This is a genomic window from Colwellia sp. RSH04 (genome assembly GCF_003545765.1).
Taxonomy (GTDB): Bacteria; Pseudomonadota; Gammaproteobacteria; order Enterobacterales; family Alteromonadaceae; genus Colwellia.
On the sequence record NZ_QXIO01000003.1, the window covers coordinates 303,949 to 322,175 of the forward strand.

20 protein-coding genes are annotated in these 18,227 nt (G+C 37.4%); 13 read left to right on the forward strand and 7 right to left on the reverse strand.

All coding sequences use genetic code 11. The features are described 5' to 3' along the window. Positions 1–31: 31 nt before the first annotated feature. Positions 32–1,075 (forward strand): tRNA (adenosine(37)-N6)-threonylcarbamoyltransferase complex transferase subunit TsaD, encoded by a 1,044-nt coding sequence (gene tsaD, locus D1094_RS06950; protein ID WP_118959520.1) that lies wholly within the window; start codon positions 32–34, stop codon positions 1,073–1,075. A gap of 16 nt (positions 1,076–1,091) precedes the next feature. Here tsaD and plsY read toward each other — a convergent pair whose 3' ends face one another. Continuing rightward, positions 1,092–1,682, reverse strand: coding sequence for a glycerol-3-phosphate 1-O-acyltransferase PlsY (gene plsY, locus D1094_RS06955; protein ID WP_118959521.1), 591 nt, complete (start codon positions 1,680–1,682; stop codon positions 1,092–1,094). Positions 1,683–1,831: 149 nt separating this feature from the next. On the opposite strand from plsY, the gene folB reads away from it, so the two are divergent. The 4 genes from folB to D1094_RS06975 all read left to right on the forward strand — a co-directional run bounded on the left by folB (position 1,832) and on the right by D1094_RS06975 (position 4,511). Beyond that, positions 1,832–2,188, forward strand: a complete 357-nt coding sequence (gene folB, locus D1094_RS06960; RefSeq protein ID WP_118959369.1) for a dihydroneopterin aldolase — start codon at positions 1,832–1,834, stop codon at positions 2,186–2,188. Then, positions 2,188–2,685, forward strand: coding sequence for a 2-amino-4-hydroxy-6-hydroxymethyldihydropteridine diphosphokinase (gene folK / locus D1094_RS06965; RefSeq protein ID WP_118959370.1), 498 nt, complete (start codon positions 2,188–2,190; stop codon positions 2,683–2,685). Before folB ends, folK begins: the two co-directional genes overlap by 1 nt. Positions 2,686–2,751: 66 nt before the next feature. Then, on the forward strand, positions 2,752–3,564 hold the full coding sequence (locus D1094_RS06970) for an undecaprenyl-diphosphate phosphatase (protein ID WP_118959371.1): 813 nt from the start codon (positions 2,752–2,754) through the stop codon (positions 3,562–3,564). A gap of 71 nt (positions 3,565–3,635) precedes the next feature. Next, the gene (locus D1094_RS06975) at positions 3,636–4,511 is read left to right on the forward strand and encodes a tetratricopeptide repeat protein (protein ID WP_259337851.1); all 876 of its coding nucleotides are present in this window, start codon (positions 3,636–3,638) and stop codon (positions 4,509–4,511) included. A gap of 96 nt (positions 4,512–4,607) precedes the next feature. Here D1094_RS06975 and zapE read toward each other — a convergent pair whose 3' ends face one another. Then, positions 4,608–5,723: a cell division protein ZapE gene (gene zapE / locus D1094_RS06980; protein WP_118959372.1), complete on the reverse strand. Its 1,116-nt coding sequence runs from the start codon at positions 5,721–5,723 to the stop codon at positions 4,608–4,610. A 168-nt stretch (positions 5,724–5,891) separates the two neighbouring features. Here zapE and D1094_RS06985 point away from each other — a divergent pair, with 168 nt between their 5' ends. The 3 genes from D1094_RS06985 to D1094_RS06995 all read left to right on the forward strand — a co-directional run bounded on the left by D1094_RS06985 (position 5,892) and on the right by D1094_RS06995 (position 9,018). Further along, positions 5,892–6,347, forward strand: coding sequence for a YhcB family protein (locus tag D1094_RS06985; RefSeq protein ID WP_118959373.1), 456 nt, complete (start codon positions 5,892–5,894; stop codon positions 6,345–6,347). A 141-nt stretch (positions 6,348–6,488) separates the two neighbouring features. Beyond that, on the forward strand, positions 6,489–7,841 hold the full coding sequence (locus D1094_RS06990; RefSeq protein ID WP_118959374.1) for a DegQ family serine endoprotease: 1,353 nt from the start codon (positions 6,489–6,491) through the stop codon (positions 7,839–7,841). A 100-nt stretch (positions 7,842–7,941) separates the two neighbouring features. Continuing rightward, positions 7,942–9,018: a trypsin-like peptidase domain-containing protein gene (locus tag D1094_RS06995; RefSeq protein WP_118959375.1), complete on the forward strand. Its 1,077-nt coding sequence runs from the start codon at positions 7,942–7,944 to the stop codon at positions 9,016–9,018. Positions 9,019–9,082: 64 nt separating this feature from the next. Here the strand turns inward: D1094_RS06995 and D1094_RS07000 are convergent, their stop codons facing one another. The 3 genes from D1094_RS07000 to ccoG all read right to left on the reverse strand — a co-directional run bounded on the left by D1094_RS07000 (position 9,083) and on the right by ccoG (position 12,232). Next, positions 9,083–9,730, reverse strand: coding sequence for a thiol:disulfide interchange protein DsbA/DsbL (locus D1094_RS07000; protein ID WP_118959376.1), 648 nt, complete (start codon positions 9,728–9,730; stop codon positions 9,083–9,085). A gap of 67 nt (positions 9,731–9,797) precedes the next feature. Next, positions 9,798–10,784: a serine/threonine protein kinase gene (locus tag D1094_RS07005; protein ID WP_118959377.1), complete on the reverse strand. Its 987-nt coding sequence runs from the start codon at positions 10,782–10,784 to the stop codon at positions 9,798–9,800. Further along, positions 10,784–12,232 carry a cytochrome c oxidase accessory protein CcoG gene (gene ccoG, locus D1094_RS07010; protein WP_118959378.1) on the reverse strand — a complete coding sequence of 483 codons (1,449 nt, stop codon included), beginning with the start codon at positions 12,230–12,232 and terminating at the stop codon, positions 10,784–10,786. The genes D1094_RS07005 and ccoG overlap by 1 nt, the downstream gene beginning before the upstream one ends. A 155-nt stretch (positions 12,233–12,387) precedes the next feature. On the opposite strand from ccoG, the gene D1094_RS07015 reads away from it, so the two are divergent. Next, the gene (locus tag D1094_RS07015; protein ID WP_118959379.1) at positions 12,388–12,744 is read left to right on the forward strand and encodes a hypothetical protein; all 357 of its coding nucleotides are present in this window, start codon (positions 12,388–12,390) and stop codon (positions 12,742–12,744) included. Positions 12,745–12,832: 88 nt separating this feature from the next. Here D1094_RS07015 and D1094_RS07020 read toward each other — a convergent pair whose 3' ends face one another. Next, the gene (locus tag D1094_RS07020; RefSeq protein ID WP_118959380.1) at positions 12,833–14,215 is read right to left on the reverse strand and encodes a formimidoylglutamate deiminase; all 1,383 of its coding nucleotides are present in this window, start codon (positions 14,213–14,215) and stop codon (positions 12,833–12,835) included. A 65-nt stretch (positions 14,216–14,280) separates the two neighbouring features. Continuing rightward, positions 14,281–15,066: an N-formylglutamate deformylase gene (hutG, locus tag D1094_RS07025; protein ID WP_118959381.1), complete on the reverse strand. Its 786-nt coding sequence runs from the start codon at positions 15,064–15,066 to the stop codon at positions 14,281–14,283. A gap of 332 nt (positions 15,067–15,398) precedes the next feature. Here hutG and D1094_RS07030 point away from each other — a divergent pair, with 332 nt between their 5' ends. From D1094_RS07030 to D1094_RS07045, 4 genes are all read left to right on the forward strand, one after another. Continuing rightward, on the forward strand, positions 15,399–16,127 hold the full coding sequence (locus D1094_RS07030) for a glutathione peroxidase (protein WP_118959382.1): 729 nt from the start codon (positions 15,399–15,401) through the stop codon (positions 16,125–16,127). Between the two features lie 144 nt (positions 16,128–16,271). Further along, positions 16,272–16,499, forward strand: a complete 228-nt coding sequence (locus D1094_RS07035) for a VF530 family DNA-binding protein (protein ID WP_118959383.1) — start codon at positions 16,272–16,274, stop codon at positions 16,497–16,499. 119 nt (positions 16,500–16,618) lie between these two features. Then, positions 16,619–17,479 carry a formyltetrahydrofolate deformylase gene (gene purU / locus D1094_RS07040; RefSeq protein ID WP_118959384.1) on the forward strand — a complete coding sequence of 287 codons (861 nt, stop codon included), beginning with the start codon at positions 16,619–16,621 and terminating at the stop codon, positions 17,477–17,479. Positions 17,480–17,675: 196 nt separating this feature from the next. After that, positions 17,676–18,206: a VOC family protein gene (locus D1094_RS07045; protein ID WP_118959385.1), complete on the forward strand. Its 531-nt coding sequence runs from the start codon at positions 17,676–17,678 to the stop codon at positions 18,204–18,206. Positions 18,207–18,227: the final 21 nt, after the last annotated feature.

Here is an 18,227-nt window from a genome sequence, read left to right on the forward strand (position 1 = left end):
CGCGTTTAATTTTCACCCAGAGAGCAAATTTATGCGCATTTTAGGCATTGAAACATCGTGTGATGAAACCGGTATAGCTATCTATGACGACAAGTTAGGGATTATGTCGCATCGCCTCTATAGCCAAATTGCAGTTCATGCCGATTATGGTGGTGTTGTGCCAGAACTCGCTTCGCGTGATCATGTTAGAAAAACAATTCCATTAATAAAAGAAGTATTAGCTGAGGCAAACTTAACCCCTCAAGATCTCGATGGCGTTGCTTATACTGCAGGTCCTGGCTTGATAGGCGCACTTCTGGTAGGTTGTTCTATTGGCAGAAGCTTAGCTTATGGGTGGAACCTTCCTGCAATACCTGTGCATCATATGGAAGGACACCTGCTTGCACCGATGCTTGAAGATAATATACCTGAGTTCCCGTTTGTGGCGTTACTTGTATCTGGTGGTCACACTATGCTTGTTCGCGTTGACGGCATTGGGGAATATAAGCTTTTAGGTGAATCCGTAGATGATGCCGCGGGTGAAGCCTTTGATAAAACAGCTAAACTACTCGGCCTTGATTATCCTGGCGGACCTGTACTTGCCAAAATGGCCGAGCAAGGTGTTGCTGGTCGATTTAAATTACCAAGACCAATGACAGATAGACCTGGCCTTGATTTTAGTTTTAGTGGCTTAAAAACTGCCGCTGGTACTTTGGTAAGAAAGGAAACAGAAAATTTAGGTGAAATTGATAAGGCTCAAACCTTTGCGGATATTGCTAACGCTTTTCAACAAGCAGTTGTCGATACGTTGGCTATTAAGTGTAAACGCGCACTTCAACAGGAAGGCTTAAAACGACTAGTCATTGCAGGCGGGGTTAGCGCGAATACCAGTTTACGTGCAAAGCTTGCTATAACAACACAAAAACTAGGTGGAGAAGTCTTTTATCCTCGCCCAGAATTTTGTACTGATAATGGTGCTATGATTGCTTATGCTGGCTTACAACGCTTACAAACAGGGCAATTAGAAGAGTTAACCTTTAAAGCAAACCCAAGGTGGTCCCTTGATACGTTGCCATCTATAAATCAAAAACCATAGTACGAGTATTCAATCGCTATATTTTATGACTGATTTTACTTTCAGTTCCTTTGACTAAGCGAATAATATTAGCGCGGTGTCTTAAGATAATTAATACACTTAGCATGAGTGTTGGATAAACATATAGCGGCTTTAGCCAATAAACGTATAAAGGGGCTAGTGCCACAGTTACAATGGCCCCTAAACTGGAATATTTACTTAGCTTAACTACGCTCAACCAAGTTAGCACTAATAAACCACCAAGAGTAAAACCAATTGGTAATAGTGTACCTAATGCTGTTGCAACGGCTTTACCGCCTTTAAAGTTGAAAAAAATCGGGTACATATGCCCTAAACAGGCAGCAACACCAATAACACCAAGATAAATGGGTTCAACCTTTAAAAAATAAGCGCCCCAAACAGGTATAGTTCCTTTTAAAATATCTAAGAATAAAACCGTTAACGCGGTAAATTTGTTACTGATTCGTAATACGTTAGTCGCACCTGGGTTTTTTGAGCCCGTGGTTCTAGGATCAGGTAATCGCAAAAATCTGCATATTAAAATAGCACTAGAGATCGAGCCTATTAAATAAGCAACGATTATCATAGCAAAGGTTACAAGCAACATTTTTGAGAAAACATCCATTATCTAGTTCAAAAAGTAGGTTAATTGGTATTCTATCTTGTTATGCGCTAGTTTTTCTACACCCAGAAAGGTAAACTCGCCTTTATTTTGTAACTTTTCGATGTAAGTTAGTTACCAAGGTCATAAGTGAAATGGATAAGGTATTTATAAAAGGTTTGCGTATTCAGACCACCATAGGGTTTTACCCATGGGAAAAAGAAATCAAACAAACGTTAGTGATTGATTTAGCCATGGGGTGGAATACAGCGGCAGCAGCAGAAAATGATGAGCTTGCTAAAACGCTTGACTATGCGGACATTTCATTAGAAATTGAAAAGTTTGCTAATGCTAACCCCGTAGATCTTATTGAAACACTAGCAGAAAGGTTAGCCAGCTTCTTAATTAATCAATATCATATTCCTTGGTTGAAGCTATCAATCGGTAAACCGGGCGCGGTACATAATACTGACACGGTAGGTGTAGAAATCGAGAGAGGCCAAGCTGGCTAATGGCACATATCTATATCTCAGTAGGTAGTAATATCAACAGAGAACATTATATCAACCTAGGATTACAAGCTATTGCCGATGCCTTTAATATTAACTTTTCTCAGTTAATATTATCGTCGTTATTCGAAAGTGAAGCAGTAGGCTTTGCTGGTGCCCCCTTTTATAACATGGTTGTCGGCCTACAGTGTTCACATTCAATTGAGCAAGTTACTGAAATATTACGTGATATTGAATTTTCTCACGGACGAAAAAAAGATGCACAGAAATATAGTCCGCGTACTTTGGATCTTGATATTTTACTTTATGACGATCTCATTATAGAAACACCAGCCCAAATACCACGACATGAAATTTGCACAAACGCTTTTGTTTTATGGCCATTAAGCGAAATAGCGCCAACACTTTATCACCCCATTTTAAAGCAAAGCTATCAAGAATTATGGCAGCAATATGATAAAGAAAGTCAGCAACTGAATATCGTTAACAATTGCTGGTAGTAAGTACCCAGACATTTTAGCTTCACCCAGAAAACATTTAGGTCAACACAAGGAATCACCACCTCAATGAGCACGTTAGAGATTATTATTTTAGCCCTATTACAAGGGCTTACCGAGTTTTTACCTATTTCAAGTTCTGCACATTTAATATTGCCGTCTCAATTACTTGGCTGGCAAGACCAAGGGCAAGCATTTGATGTGGCAGTGCATGTCGGCACACTCATAGCGGTTATGTTATATTTTCGAAAAGAAGTTGGGTCTATGATTGTTGCTTGGATTGGCACTATAGGTTTTGGGCCAAGTAAACATAGTAATAGCTTCGATGGTAAGTTAGCGTGGTGGATTTTATTTGCCTCTATTCCACTAGGCTTAGTGGGGTTATTTGCGGCTAACTTTATTGAAGAACACTTGCGTTCAGCACTAGTCATTGCTGCAACTACTTTACTATTTGGCTTTTTACTGGGTTTTGCTGATATTAAAGCAAAAGAAAATGCTTCTCTTGAAAAAATTGGCTTTAAAGGGGCGATGCTTATTGGTATTGCCCAAGCTATTGCGTTAATACCTGGCACCTCTCGTTCAGGTATTACCATGACTATAGGCCTACTACTTGGTTTAAGCCGAGATAATGCTGCTCGATTTTCATTTTTGTTGTCGATCCCTGCGATTATAATGACAGGTGGTTATTTAGCAGTAAAATTAATGACTTCTACTGAAACTGTAAACTGGATGACGATGGGCTTAGGTAGCTTACTGGCTTTTATCAGTGCCTATGCATGTATTCACTATTTTCTGATTATTCTGGAAAAATTAGGCATGATGCCTTTTGTAATATATCGTTTAATTTTAGGTGTCGGCCTGCTTTGGTTTATCATGGCTTAATCTGAATATCGTTCAGCTATAATACTAACAAACATTATTATTCATCTTAATTTATCAATATGGGCATTCATGTGAACTCAAATATAATTGACATAACTTTAGATAACTTTCAACAAGTGATTGTTGAGCAATCAAAAGAGAAATTAATCCTTGTCTCGTTCTGGGCAGAGCAAGTACCAGAGAGTATTGAATTAAGAGATAAATTAGCAGCAAAGACATCAACCTTTAGTGATTATGTCACTTTAGCGACTGTCGATTGTCAGACTCAAGGACAAATTGCGCAGCAGTTTGGTATTCAAGGTTTACCAACGGCCGTACTAATCAAAGATAGCCAACCTTTAGATGGCCTTTCTGGACCTCAAACCGATGAAACTATTGCCGCATTTTTAGATAAGCATTTACCTAAGCCACAAGACTTACTGCTAAATCAAGCGGTTGAAGCTTTGGCTGAAAATAATCTAAACGATGCTAGCACCGCTATTAATCAAGCCTTTTCAATAGACACTGAGCAAGGTGGTGATCGTGCAGATATTAAACTTGTTTTAATTGATGTTTACATCCAGCTTGGCAAAACTAATGAGGCACAAGATTTACTTAATAGCATTAAAATGGTTGACCAAGATGCTTATTACAAGAGTTTAGTCGCAAAACTTGAATTAGCCTCACAAGCGGCTAACTCACCTGAAATTCAAGCGTTAGAAGTAAAGCTACAAGAAAATGCGCAAGATGCGAATGTAATTCAGCAACTAGCAGCACAATACAATCAAGTAAATAGAAATGAAGAAGCCCTCGCACTACTGTTTAGGCATGTTCAACAAGCAAGTAGCGATGAAGCTGAGGCAAAAGCCAAAAGCAAAGAGCTACTGCTTGATATCCTTAAATCGTTACCTGATGGTGAACCTTTAGCTAACCAGTATCGCCGAAAGCTTTATACCTTAATGTACTAAGCTAACGTGTTGCTTTATTTTACAAAACTCGACAACTAGTTAATCGAGATGTTTGGGGAAACACACCTATATCTGTTTGCCCCAAACCAGTTAATCTTAAGGTAAATGTTCGCTGGCTAAATAATCATGTGATTGCATTTCTTGCAGTCGACTTAAGCAGCGCTTAAATTCAAAGGCTAGTCGACCGCCACTATATAGCTCTTCAAGAGGAAACTCAGCAGACATAATAAGCTTTACATTACGCTCATAAAACTCATCGACTAATGCAATAAATCGTCTTGTTGCATCATCAGTATCAACGCCCATTTGTTTAACGTTGGCCATTAATACCGTATGATAAAGTTGACTTATTTCCATGTAGTCACCTTGGCTTCTTGCACTTTCACATAACACTGAAAAATCAAAATACACAACGCCTTGAGCAACAGATATAGTTCTTAACTGTCGGTTGTTAATTTCGATATCAATATTATTTTCACCAACCTCACAAGCCAATTGTTTAAAGTAATGAGCTAAATTTTCATTCGCTTTATCATCAAGGGGATAATGAAATATTTCTGCTTGCTCTAAGGTTCTTAATCGATAGTCAACACCGCTATCAACATTAACAATCTCGGTATGTTCATTAATTAACTTTATCGCAGGTAAAAATCGTTCTCTTTGTAAGCCATTACGATACAATTCGTCAGGGATAATATTTGACGTAGCAACAAGAGTGACATTATGAGCAAATAGCTCTTCAAACAAGGTACCTAAGATCATGGCATCGGTAATGTCCGAAACAAAAAACTCATCAAAACAAATAATGCGTGTTTCTTGAGCAAACTTTTTGGCGATAATCTTTAACGGATCAGATTGCCCTGATAAGCCTTTTAATTCTTGATGTACCCTATGCATAAAACGATGAAAGTGTACTCTCATTTTATCGTCAAACGGCAGACAATCATAAAAGGTGTCAACTAGGTACGTTTTACCTCGCCCAACACCTCCCCAAAAGTATAAGCCCTTAACGGGTTGTATCTCTTGCTTAACATAAATTTTCTTCCATCGGTTAAGCACTTTCTTAAAGCCAGAAACAGCAATAGGTTGACTTAACAAATCATCATAAAGTCGCTGTAAATGCTTAACAGCCTGTTCTTGTGCTGCATCAAAAAGAAAGTCTTCATGTTGTAAATCTTGTTTATACTTAGCTAAAGGAGAAAGCTTAATCATTTACTGGCCATTTAAAATATTTATTAGCATCACGCTTGAAAAAAGAAAATTTGTAAAAATATACTCTATATCTCTATTTATACCACGTTACACAGAGTATAGTTATGGTTAAGTTATTCAACTATTGAACGACTTATTATATTTCCAATTACTATGAAAGGTACACCTATGAATGTAGTTTTAGCTCTTGCTTTATTAATCGTTGGCGGCATTATTGGTTTTTTTGCTAATCGTTTTTTTTCTACCTCTAGCCAAGCACAGCGAAAACTTGCCGAACAAGCCAATCAAAGTGAAGCGGCTCTTAATCAATACAAACTTGATGTTGCAGATCATTTAGCAAGTTCAGCCAAATTATTAGAACAAATGAATAGCACTTGCCAAACTGCAATGAAACAAATGGAAGAAAGTACGCAGTTGTTGCAAAAAGCCTCTCACATAGAAGAAGCTGACATGCCTTTCTTTTCTCAAGAAACACAAGATCAGTTAGCGCAAACGGCAACACTTAGACATCAGAAAAGAGTTGAGGATAACTCTTCAGACATTACCGAAGCGCCATTAGATTATTCCGCCAATCCAAGCGGTTTATTTGTTGATAAGAAACAATCTGTTACAAATAGCAACTAAGCTTTAAGGAACTAAAAGCTGTATTCAAAAGTCTATCCTTAAAACGTAACGTAAACATTTTTTGTGGATAACTTCGTCACTTAGATAAAGTTATCCCATCTATTGATATTTATTATACTGTTATTCGGAGAACTCTTAAGTATGAAAAAATTATCCTTTTTAATCACCGCCGCCTTATTATCCTCTTCATTGGCTTTATCTCAAGCACCTGCTTATGCAAGCTGGCCTTCATCGGTTGATGGCCAAACGATGCCTAGTTTAGCGCCTATGCTAGAAAAGGCGACACCTGCAGTGGTAAGTATCTCAGTTAAAGGAACACAGAAAGTTCAACAAAACGTGCCTGATGCTTTCAAGTTTTTCTTTGGCAATAGAAATCAAGCTCAACCCCAAGAGCGCCCTTTCAGAGGGCTAGGTTCAGGTGTCATCATTGATAGTGATGCGGGCTATATTGTTACCAATAACCACGTAATTAATAATGCCGATGAAATTATAATCACCTTAAAAGATGGTCGACAACTTGAGGCAACAAAGCTTGGCGCTGATGAAGAAAGTGATATTGCTTTATTGCAAGTTGATAGTGACAACTTAACTGAAATTAAAATTTCAGACTCTGATACCTTACGTGTTGGTGATTTTACTGTAGCTATTGGTAGCCCTTTTGGCTTAGGTCAAACGGTGACATCAGGTATTGTCAGTGCTTTAGGTCGAAGTAACTTAAATATTGAGAACTTTGAAGACTTTATTCAAACTGACGCTGCAATTAACAGTGGGAATTCTGGTGGAGCCTTAGTGAATTTGCGCGGTGAGTTAATTGGTATCAATACTGCCATCCTTGGGCCAAATGGTGGAAATGTCGGTATAGGCTTTGCTATACCCAGTAACATGATGCATAACCTAGTTAAGCAAATTATTGAATTTGGTGAAGTACGACGTGGTGTTTTAGGGGTTTCAGGTAGAAGTGTTGATAGCGGCATTGCTAAAGCCATGGAATTAGAAACAAGCCAAGGTGCCTTTATCGAAATGGTTGCCGCTGATTCTGCTGCTGATGAAGCTGGCTTAAAAGCGGGTGACGTTATTGTTAAAATTAATGGTAAGTCTATCCGTTCATTCAGTGAGTTAAGAGGTAAAATTGGTTCTATTGGTGCCGGTAATAAAGTTAAGTTAACGGTTATTCGTGACGGTGATGACGAAACGTTTACTGTTAAGTTAAAGCAATCGCAAAGTAGTAACGTAGCCGCAGCTTCAATTCATAGAATGCTAGAAGGTGCTAAGCTTAAAAACAGCCCAGATAATGTCGGCATTATAATAGAAGAAGTTGCACCGCAATCACCTGCACAAGTAGCAGGGTTACGCGATGGAGATATCATTACAGGCGTTAACCGCACTCGCACTAAAAACATAATTCAATTAAGAGAGTTCTTAAAAGATAAAAAAGGCGTTGTTGCCTTAAATATTGTTCGTGATAAACAAGCACAGTATTTAATGATTCGCTAAGTATAAACAACAACTTTTCTAACGAAAAACCAATGACTGATTGCTCATGTCATTGGTTTTTTTTATGTTACACTGAAAAAAAACAAGTTAATAAAAGCCCGTGAAAATATTCGATATCGTTAAATACATTCTCAATGCCGTAAGTTATGGTGTTTTATTCGCTGTAGCACTAATATTACTCAAACCTGAACTATTTCCAGGGTTGCAGTCTAGTCCATTATTTTCACAAACGCCGAAAGAGCCTCAAGCATTATCTTTTGCTAAAGCTGTCAGTTTAGCCAGTCCTGCCGTAGTAAATATTTACTCAGAGAAAATTGAAAACAACCCGAGATATGGCAGTAAAGCACGAGCAAGCACAAGGTTAGGCTCTGGTGTCATTATGGACAGTAATGGCTATATTTTAACTAACATGCACGTAATTCAGCAGGCCGATTTGATTCTTGTTTTACTGCAAAATGGTCAACGTTACCCTGGAGAGTTAATTGGTTTTGATCGCTATACCGATTTAGCAGTAATCAAAATTAATGCCAGTAACCTTCCCGTTATACCGCAAAAAATTAATCAACAATCACTTGCTGGTGATATTGTGCTAGCTATTGGTAACCCGTTAAATTTAGGGCAAACAGTAACTCAAGGTATTATTAGTGCGACGGGAAGAAATGGCCTAAGTAACACCAGTTATTTAGAGTTTTTACAAATGGACGCAGCCATCAATGAAGGTAATTCTGGTGGTGCACTTATTAACAGTAACGGTACGCTTGTTGGTATTAATTCTAGAAAATTCACTGAAACTAATCCCAATTTTACTTCAAAAAATAATTTAGAGATTCAAGGAATCTTTTTTGCTGTGCCTTATCAGCTCGCGCATAAAGTGATGCGACAAATCATTGAAAACGGCAAAGTGGTTCGTGGTTGGTTTGGTATTACAGCGAGTGAGTATTACGACGATGCAAAAGGCTTCGTTATCGGTGGGGTCGCAGATAATAGCCCAGCAAAATTAGCAGGGATTCAAGTGGGTGATATTGTTTACCAGATAGGCGATCAGCCAATTGCAAGCATTACTCAAGCACTAGATATTATTGCTGAAACCAAACCAAACACACAGGTTAGCGTGAAAATGTATCGTAAAGGGCAACCCATTGAAACAATAGTAACTATTGTTGAATTAAACGGTTAAAGGTTTCAATAGTTTTTAGAGAATAAAAAAGGCTGCCAATGCAGCCTTGTTAAATGTTAATTGATTAGTCTAATTCACTTAGATATTTAACTAAATTTTTATAATCTTGCTCAAAATTATTTTTATCTAATTTATCACCATTGATTTTATATTTTCCATTAACGATCACGGTTGGTACACCGGTCAGTGCTTTGTTTTTAGTCATGGTTACTTGATTCTTCTTCATTGCTTTCGCTTTACCATTCACTGAAAAACTCTTCATTAATTTATCAAACTTATCTCCATCAGCACCATTTAGAACAAAGATATTACGTATATCTTTTTCAGAGGTGATTACCGCACGCTGAATATGAATATAATTAAACAGTGCGCCAACTAGCTTATCTTCCATTTCGAGTTGCTCGGCAACCACGACCGCTTTGCTTACCATTTGTTGTATTTTAGGGCTTGCTGCACGTAAAAAGTCAACATGATTTCTTTCAAAAGCTACGCCTTCAGGCAATGATTTTTTCACTGAAGCCATAAAAGGTTCGAACTTAAAACAGTGCCCACAATAGACAGAAAAATATTCTCTCACTTCTTTCTTAGTTGATGCCTGATCACTCACCGTAGTGTATTGCTTACCTTCAGTATATTGTTCCGCACAAGCTGACATTGATAGAGCAAACAACGGCATTAAAAAGACCAAAAAAGGTCGAAATATCTTTTTCATAATGTTTCCTAAGGGGTTAAATAGTAATTATCTCGCTAAATTTACCTTATTTTTAACGGGGTAGCGATTAAAAATGTTGTAAACTTAACGTTGGTTGTTGAAGCGCTGAAAACTGTTCTTTTAGCATCAGTATTTGTTGCTCCCAATATTTTTCTGTATTGAACCAAGGAAAATTCCTTGGAAAGGCGGGATCTTGCCAGCGCTTGCAAAGCCAAGCCATATAATTCACAACCCGCATGGTGCGTAATGCTTCAATTAGCCGTAACTCTTTGTTATCAAAACTATAGAACTCTTCATAACCCATCAATAATGTATCTAGTTGCAATAATTGCTGTTGTCTATCGCCAGAGAGCATCATCCATAAGTCTTGAATAGCAGGACCCGTTCGACAATCATCAAGGTCAACAAAGTGTGGCCCTTCATCACGCCACAAAATATTTCCAGCATGACAATCACCATGAAGTCGAATCTGCGTTACCGAGTCAATCGCTTTATATTGCTCACCTGCTATCGCAATAACTTGCTCAAGAATAGTAAAAAAAGGCAACTGAAGATGTACAGGTACGAATTGTGAATTCTTTATCGTTTCTTTAGCTTGATAAAGTAACTCTTGGCTTGTAAACGCTGGGCGATACTTAAAGCTATGTTTTGCTGATACAGCATGAATACGACCTATAAAACGTCCCATCCATTCAAGTTGATCTAAGTTATCTACTTCAAAAATACGGCCGCCGCGACATGGGAACACGGCGAAATGATAACCTTGATGCTCAAAAAGACTTTCACCATGTATTTTTAATGGGGCAACAATGGGTAACTCTTGCTCTTCTAATTCAAAAGAAAAGTCATGTTCTTCTCTTATTTGCTGAAGCTGCCATCGTTGAGGTCGATAAAACTTGGTAACGTATTTAACTAAATTATCATCATGAAATTGATAAACACGGTTTTCAAAGCTGTTTAATGGTAATAAACCACTATCAACAACAAAGCCAACACTTTCCAGTCCATCAATGATGACATCAGGTGACAATGAGGAAAAGTCAAAAGCAGCCATTAACGTTTATTAAAGAATCGACTTTCTTGTTCAATCCTTACCTCTTCATCTGTTTTTTGTTCAACAACAAAGGTGATGTCTGTCATTAATGATTTAAGCTCATAGGGGTCGACCGAGATACTAATAGGTAAGGTATAAACTGAAGCGGCTTCAACCATTACTTCTTGTTTACCATGCCATTGAGTATTTTCTATACCTTTCACAGAGAGTTTATAGACATTATCGGTTTGTGACATATTAAGAATTTTTAAGGTGTAAACATTTTCAATTTCACCGTTAAAGTTTTCTTTAGCAAGCTCCGTTCTATCACGAATAATATCAAGAGACAAAGGAACTCTATTGACAATTTCAAGCACTAACATGGTTGTCATAATGACCAAGAGTACTGCATAACCAATTAATTTAGAACGAACCAGATGCACTTTCTTTCCATCTAATTCATGCTCTGTTGTGTATCGAATTAACCCTTGAGGGTAGTTCATTCGTGTCATAACCCCTGAACAGGCATCAACGCAAGAACCACAATTAATACATTCGTATTGTAAGCCATTACGTATATCAATACCGGTTGGGCAAACCTCTACACATAAATTACAGTCGATACAATCGCCTAAGCCCAGAGACTTATGATCTTGTTTTCTTCCTCTTGCGCCGCGATTCTCGCCACGCTCTTTATCGTAAGCAACCGTTAACGTATCTTTATCAAACATTGCCGATTGAAAACGCGCATAAGGACACATGTGTAAACAAACCGTTTCACGCATCCAACCAGCATTACCATATGTGGCCAACGTGAAAAACAATAAAACCCCAGCCATTGTGGCAGTGGTATTAAAGGTAAATACGTTTATAAATAGTTCTTGCATTGGCGAGAAATAGCCAGCGAATGTCATTGCAGTAAACAAAGAGAACAATAGCCAAGCAGCATGCTTTAAAAATTTTCGTGTGAATTTATTGACACTAAGTGGTTTTTCATCAAGTTTTCGACGTTGGTTTGCGGTGCCTTCTATTCTTTCTTCAAACCAAATAAAAATGAATGTCCATACGGTTTGTGGACACATATAGCCACACCAAACACGACCTAAGAAAGTCGTCACAAAAAACAGTAAAAACGCGCCAAGTATAAAAAACCAAGCGAGCAAAGTAAGATCTTGCGGCCATAATGTTAAATTCCATAAGGTGAATCGCTGCTCAGCAATATCGAATAATACCGCTTGATGACCATTAAATTGAAGCCATGGCAAAAGTAAGAAAAAGGCAAAATAGACCAGGTTCATGCGTTGTCTTAATTTCTGAAAAAAGCCTGACACTTTTCTTACATAAATTTGATCACCAGGTTTATATCTTTCTTTACCGCTATTCTTTTGCCCGTGAATTTTAACATTTTTCACAGGAATGCGTTCTTGAGGTGATTTCGAACGTTCTGGTTTGACGTTTGATGGTTCCACGATTATTCCTTACTTCGCGAATAATAATGAACAAGTATCACACTATGTTCATTTTCTGATATGATCGCGCTTAATTCGTTTTATGAGAGAGTTAATAACTAACTTATTAGCTGTTCAATATAACACAATAACTATTAAAGATAATACGACATACTATGAAGAATTTATTGATCTTAATCGTGGCCATTGCAGTCTATTTACACTTCTACCCACAACCCGAAGTAACTAAGTTTTATAACGAACAGATGGCTACTGTCAAAGAAGCTTTCAACGAATTTAGCGATACAAAAGTACGCTTAAAATCAGACAAAATTTTTGATGAGTTAAAACCTGAGTTTAAGACTTTTTCTGAACAAGAGGTTGAGCATTTAAAACAAATTACTTCATCAAGAGAAACGGTAAAAGAGTTTTATTTTGCTTACTGCTCAAAAAGTGAGCGTGATCATGTTTTCCATCTTTTAAATCAACAAAAAACATGTTCAGTAATTGATAAATATCGTTCTTTATTTTAATAAATTAACGACTATCTCATGTTAATTATCTTCCACTTGCATCAAGCATAATTAACTTACCTTTACACGCCCTAGCAAAGAATTAATACTATTTAGAGAGCCTTTTTAGCAACTTAGCAAAATGTTGTTCGCTCTCTTGCTGTTCTTTATGTCTAGATGATTGAATAACCCAATCACCATTGACCATAACATCTTTAATAGAATTCTGCTGGCTAGCAAAGACAAAACTGTCCATTAGGTGCTGGTCTGAATGAGCAAACACATGACTTTGCTCAGCTGATAACACTAATAAATCGGCTTGCTTACCCACGGCCAATATTCCTGTATTAGCATTAGTGCTTTGCGCTCCGCCTTGAGCTGCTTGTTGCCATAAGTTCAACCCAACTGAAACTTGTTGATTATTAGCTAAAATAGCTCTTTGCTGTTTTATTAACCTTTGCACGTATTCTAACCAACGCAATTCTTCAACGGGGTTTACAGAAATATGACTATCTGAACCAATGGCAATGGTACCATTTTGAGCCATAAATTCAGTCGTTGGAAAAATACCATCTCCTAGATTTGCTTCCGTTGTTGGGCAAATTCCCGCAATGACCTTTTTAGCGACCATTTCTTCACGTTCATTATCATCAATATGTGTAGCATGTATAAAGCACCAGTGCTCATCTACTTCTATATTATCAAGTAACCATTGCACTGGTCTTTTGCCATAGTAAGCAAGACAATCATCAACTTCTTTTTGTTGTTCACTAATATGAATGTGAATAGGTGCGTTTTTATCTAAATTTCTAACGTGTTTTACCGCAGCTTGCAGAGAGCTCTTATCAACCGCTCTTAATGAATGTGGCGCAATACCAACATTAGTGTTGCGGTATGATTTACTCAGTTTATGACAATCAGTCACCAAGTCATTAAATTGCGATACGGTATTTATAAACCGCTTTTGTCCGACTGTTGGGGCTTGCTCACCAAAGCCACTGTACTGATAGAGCACAGGTAACATCGTCAAACCAATACCCGACTCTTTTGCAGCATCAAATATCGCTTGAGCCATTGAGGCTAAACCATTGGTATTTTCAACTTCACTATAAGGGGAACCATCAATGTCATGATGCAAGTAATGAAATTCAGCGACGCGAGTATAGCCCATTTTCAACATTTCAATATACAATTGCTTAGCGATCACTTTGGCATCTTTATCAGTCAGTTGGGCTAAAAACTGATACATGATTTTACGCCAAGTCCAAAAACTATCTTGTCCTTCACTCCCTTGCTCACTAAAACCGGCAAAAGCCCGTTGAAACGCATGAGAATGACAATTTACCATGCCTGGAATGACTGGACCATTAACCATTTGTGCATCATCTTGTTTACCTGAAACTATGTCGGTAATGATCCCTTGTTCAATAATGATGGTTTTATCTGCCGTCCAGCCATCAGCTAATAAGATTCTTTCTGCGTATAATTTCATCTTTAATCTACTTTAGTTATCTTTAAAAACTTATTTAACTCGCAAATAAGTAATATATAGGTTCGTTATTCTTGAGCGAATTCAGCTAAACAAGCGACGAAATCTTTTAGCTTGGCTTTTACTTTTTCGGCTTTGTCTTTATCAAACACATTACTTGGCTCTTTCATATATGTATGTTGAGAAAGCTCTAATTGGATCGCGTGTATATTTCTATTTGGTTTTCCATAAGCTCTAGTAATATAACCGCCTTTAAAACGACCATTGACTACACTTGTATACGGTGAAAGGTCTAACGCTGAAATTTTTTCTGTTAGTGCAACACTGCACGATGTTCCATTAGCACTCCCGAAATTAAAGTCTGGCAATTTACCATTAAAAAATCGAGGAACTTCAGATAAAATAGAGTGAGCATCAAGCAATACAACTTTTTTGTATTTGCATAACATCTTTTCAAGTAACTCATTGATACATTGATGGTAAGGTTGCCAATACATCTCTACCCTTCTAGCTATTTCTTCAGCACAAGGCTCCTTACCTTCTTTGTATAACGGGGATAAATCAAATGCTGTTGTTGGACATAGTTCTGTACTATTGGCACCGGGGTATAAATTTTCACCTGAAATATCACGATTTAAATCTATTACATATCGGCTGTACTTAGGTGAAATAATTGAAATACCCATGTCTTGGGCAAAATCATAGAGTTTATCCATGTACCAATCTGTGTCAGGTACTTGAGTGGCTTTCTCCGTCATATTGTCAGCAATATCACTAGGAATTTCCTGTCCATTATGCGGCATACTGATTAACATGCCTATATGCCCTTCACTTAGCTGAAAGCTTGAATTCATGTCACCACCCTAATTGTATATACAACTTATGTACGAGAATTTATCATGTAAATAGTGCTTAATGCAAGTGAGGAATGCAATGGGGTGTTGAACTTTCGAGCGTAAAATTTGTACTCTATAATTCATCACATCCTAGAAAAGTTATTTAAGCTTAATTAGGGGCTGTTGATCTTTGTTGGTATAAAGCACAAAGAAGAATACAAACGACAATCTATTTTTTAGATAGCAAAATTCGATTTTTTAAAATTTACTAAACATTAAGGTAGCGTCACAATAGCCACAGTCCACAAATTAATCACACCAAGTATTTAAAATAAAGCCAGGAGAGCAATATGTTTACAGATATTTCAGGTCAAACCGTTCCAAATGTTACGTTTCCAATCATTACAGAATCAGGATGGAGTAAACGTGATACCCAAGAAATTTTCTCCAATAAAACGGTTGTTGTTTTCTCATTACCCGGAGCCTTCACTCCAACATGCTCATCTACACATTTACCTCGCTACAATGAACTAGCAAGTAAATTTTCTGAAAATGGTGTTGATGAAATTATTTGTATTTCTGTTAATGATACCTTTGTTATGAATGCTTGGGCTAAAGACCAACAAGCCGAGAACATCAGCCTAATTCCCGATGGTAATGGTGAATTTACTGAAGGTATGGGATTACTTGTTGATAAAAAAGAAATTGGTTTTGGCAAGCGTAGCTGGCGTTATGCGATGTTGGTAAAAGATGGCGTTATTGAGAAAATGTTTATTGAACCTGACTTACCAGGCGACCCATTCGAAGTATCTGATGCTGATACCATGCTAAATTACATAAACCCTAATGCGTGTCAAACAACTGAGATTACTCTATTTGGTAAGCCAGGTTGTAGTCATTGTACTAAAGCAAAAGCATTATTAGCTGAGAAAGGTTTGAGCTATGATGAAATTGAAGTCGGTAAAGATATCTCTATCTCTGGTTTACGTGCAGTGAGCAATGCTGAGACCACACCACAAATATTTATCGATGGTAAACACATCGGTGGAAATGATGAATTAACACAGTACTTTTCTTAAACACCTAATATTGAAAACACTTTGTACAATTTGCTGTCTGCACAAAGTGTTTTCTCTTGTTATAACTTCTGAACACTAAGGTTCTAACACGACACAGCAAACATGTTATATTAGTGTCACAACTTACCATACATACGAATACTAATGGATAACCAACCATATAATCCGCTACATGGCATCACCCTAAAAACGATTGTGACTGAACTTGAAGCTTATTTTGGCTTCGAGACGCTAGGCAAAGAAATTAAAATAAAATGTTTTACCCATGATCCCAGTATTCAATCCAGTTTAAAATTTTTGCGAAAAACACCTTGGGCTAGAGAAAAGGTTGAACAGCTATTTATTAAAAATATGCACAAAGTCCACAAATAAATGGATAAATATAACCTTTATATGCATACCTATATCAATAAGAGCTATTAAATCGTTAGTGCTTTAAGTAAAAATATAGAATGATGAACTATATTTTTTACTATGACTGAATAACTTCAATGACAACAACGAACGAATATATTCTAACGTGGCAATGTCCTGATAACTCAGGTGTGTTAGCTAAAGTCTCACAAAGCTTGTTTTTACATGGCGCATTTATTATGGAAACATCTCAATATAGTGACCCTTATACTGATACTTTTTTCTCTCGTATCGCCTTTGATGATAGAAACCTAACCGTAGCTGAAGATGAATTTATAACAGCGTTAGATGAATTAGCTAAGCCATTAAATATGACTTATCAATTCAGAAGAAAAAACCAAGTCCCCAATATTGTCATCGCGGTTTCAAAAGATGATCATTGTTTAGTATCGCTATTAACAAAATGGAAATCAGGTGCTTTACCTGTAAATATTGTTGCTATTGTATCGAATCATAATGACTGTAAATCTCTAGCTAATTGGCATGAAATTCCTTTCTATCACCTTCCTATATCAAAGGATACTAAAAGCCAGCAAGAAGAAAAAATGCTTGCCATAATGAAAAAATATCATGCTGATTTGTTAGTATTAGCGCGATATATGCAAATTTTATCAGATAATTTATGTCAACAATTGCAAGGGAGAGCGATTAATATTCACCACTCGTTTTTGCCGAGCTTTAAAGGGGCAAAGCCCTATCATCAAGCGCATAAGCGAGGTGTTAAAGTGATAGGCGCCACAGCTCATTATGTTACTGCAGATCTTGATGAAGGACCTATTATTGTGCAAGAAGTGAAACCCATCAACCATACCTTTACTATTGAGCAAATGGTGCATATGGGTCACGACATTGAAGCAACCGCATTAAGCCATGCTGTGCGCTTTCATGCAGAACAGCGGGTTTGTTTAAATGGCAGCAAAACCGTTATTCTGGTTTAACCAAATCTCAATGCATGTAATTAATCTTTTACAGGCGTCAACACATGCTGACGCTCGCGTAAAGAGAAAGTGGCCTCTAAATTAGTACCTAACGCGACTTTATGATTAGAATAAAACTATACAATGGCACAATGGCTACAAGCCAATAATGAGCCAATCACAAGCCAATAATTAGTTCAAATAAAGAAGCCCACTTATGATTAATATTGAAAAAATTCATCACGTTGCCTATCGCTGTAACGATGCTAAAGAAACAACCCAATGGTATAAAGATAAACTTAATATGAATTTGGTGTTAGCAATCGCTGAAGATCAAGTTCCATCAACGAAAGCACCTGATCCATACATGCATATTTTTTTAGATGCTGGCGATGAAAACGTTTTAGCGTTCTTTGAATTACCAAATTCACCAACCATGGGGCGTGATACTAATACACCTGAGTGGGTTCAACATATTGCTATGCGTGTTGCCAGTGTCGATGCCTTAATTGCGGCAAAAGAAGAGTTAGTGAGCAAGGGGGTTGATGTACTAGGGCCAACAAACCATGGTGTTTTCAAGTCTATATATTTCTTTGATCCAAATGGTCATCGCCTTGAACTAGCTGCTAATACCGGTACTAAAGAGCAATATAAACAACTTAATGAAGTAGCTCACGATATGATAAATGAGTGGGCAGAAACTAAAAAAGCACCTCGTCATGCCGCGTGGCTCCATGAGCAAGATTAATCGTTTGTTGTTTAGCTCCCT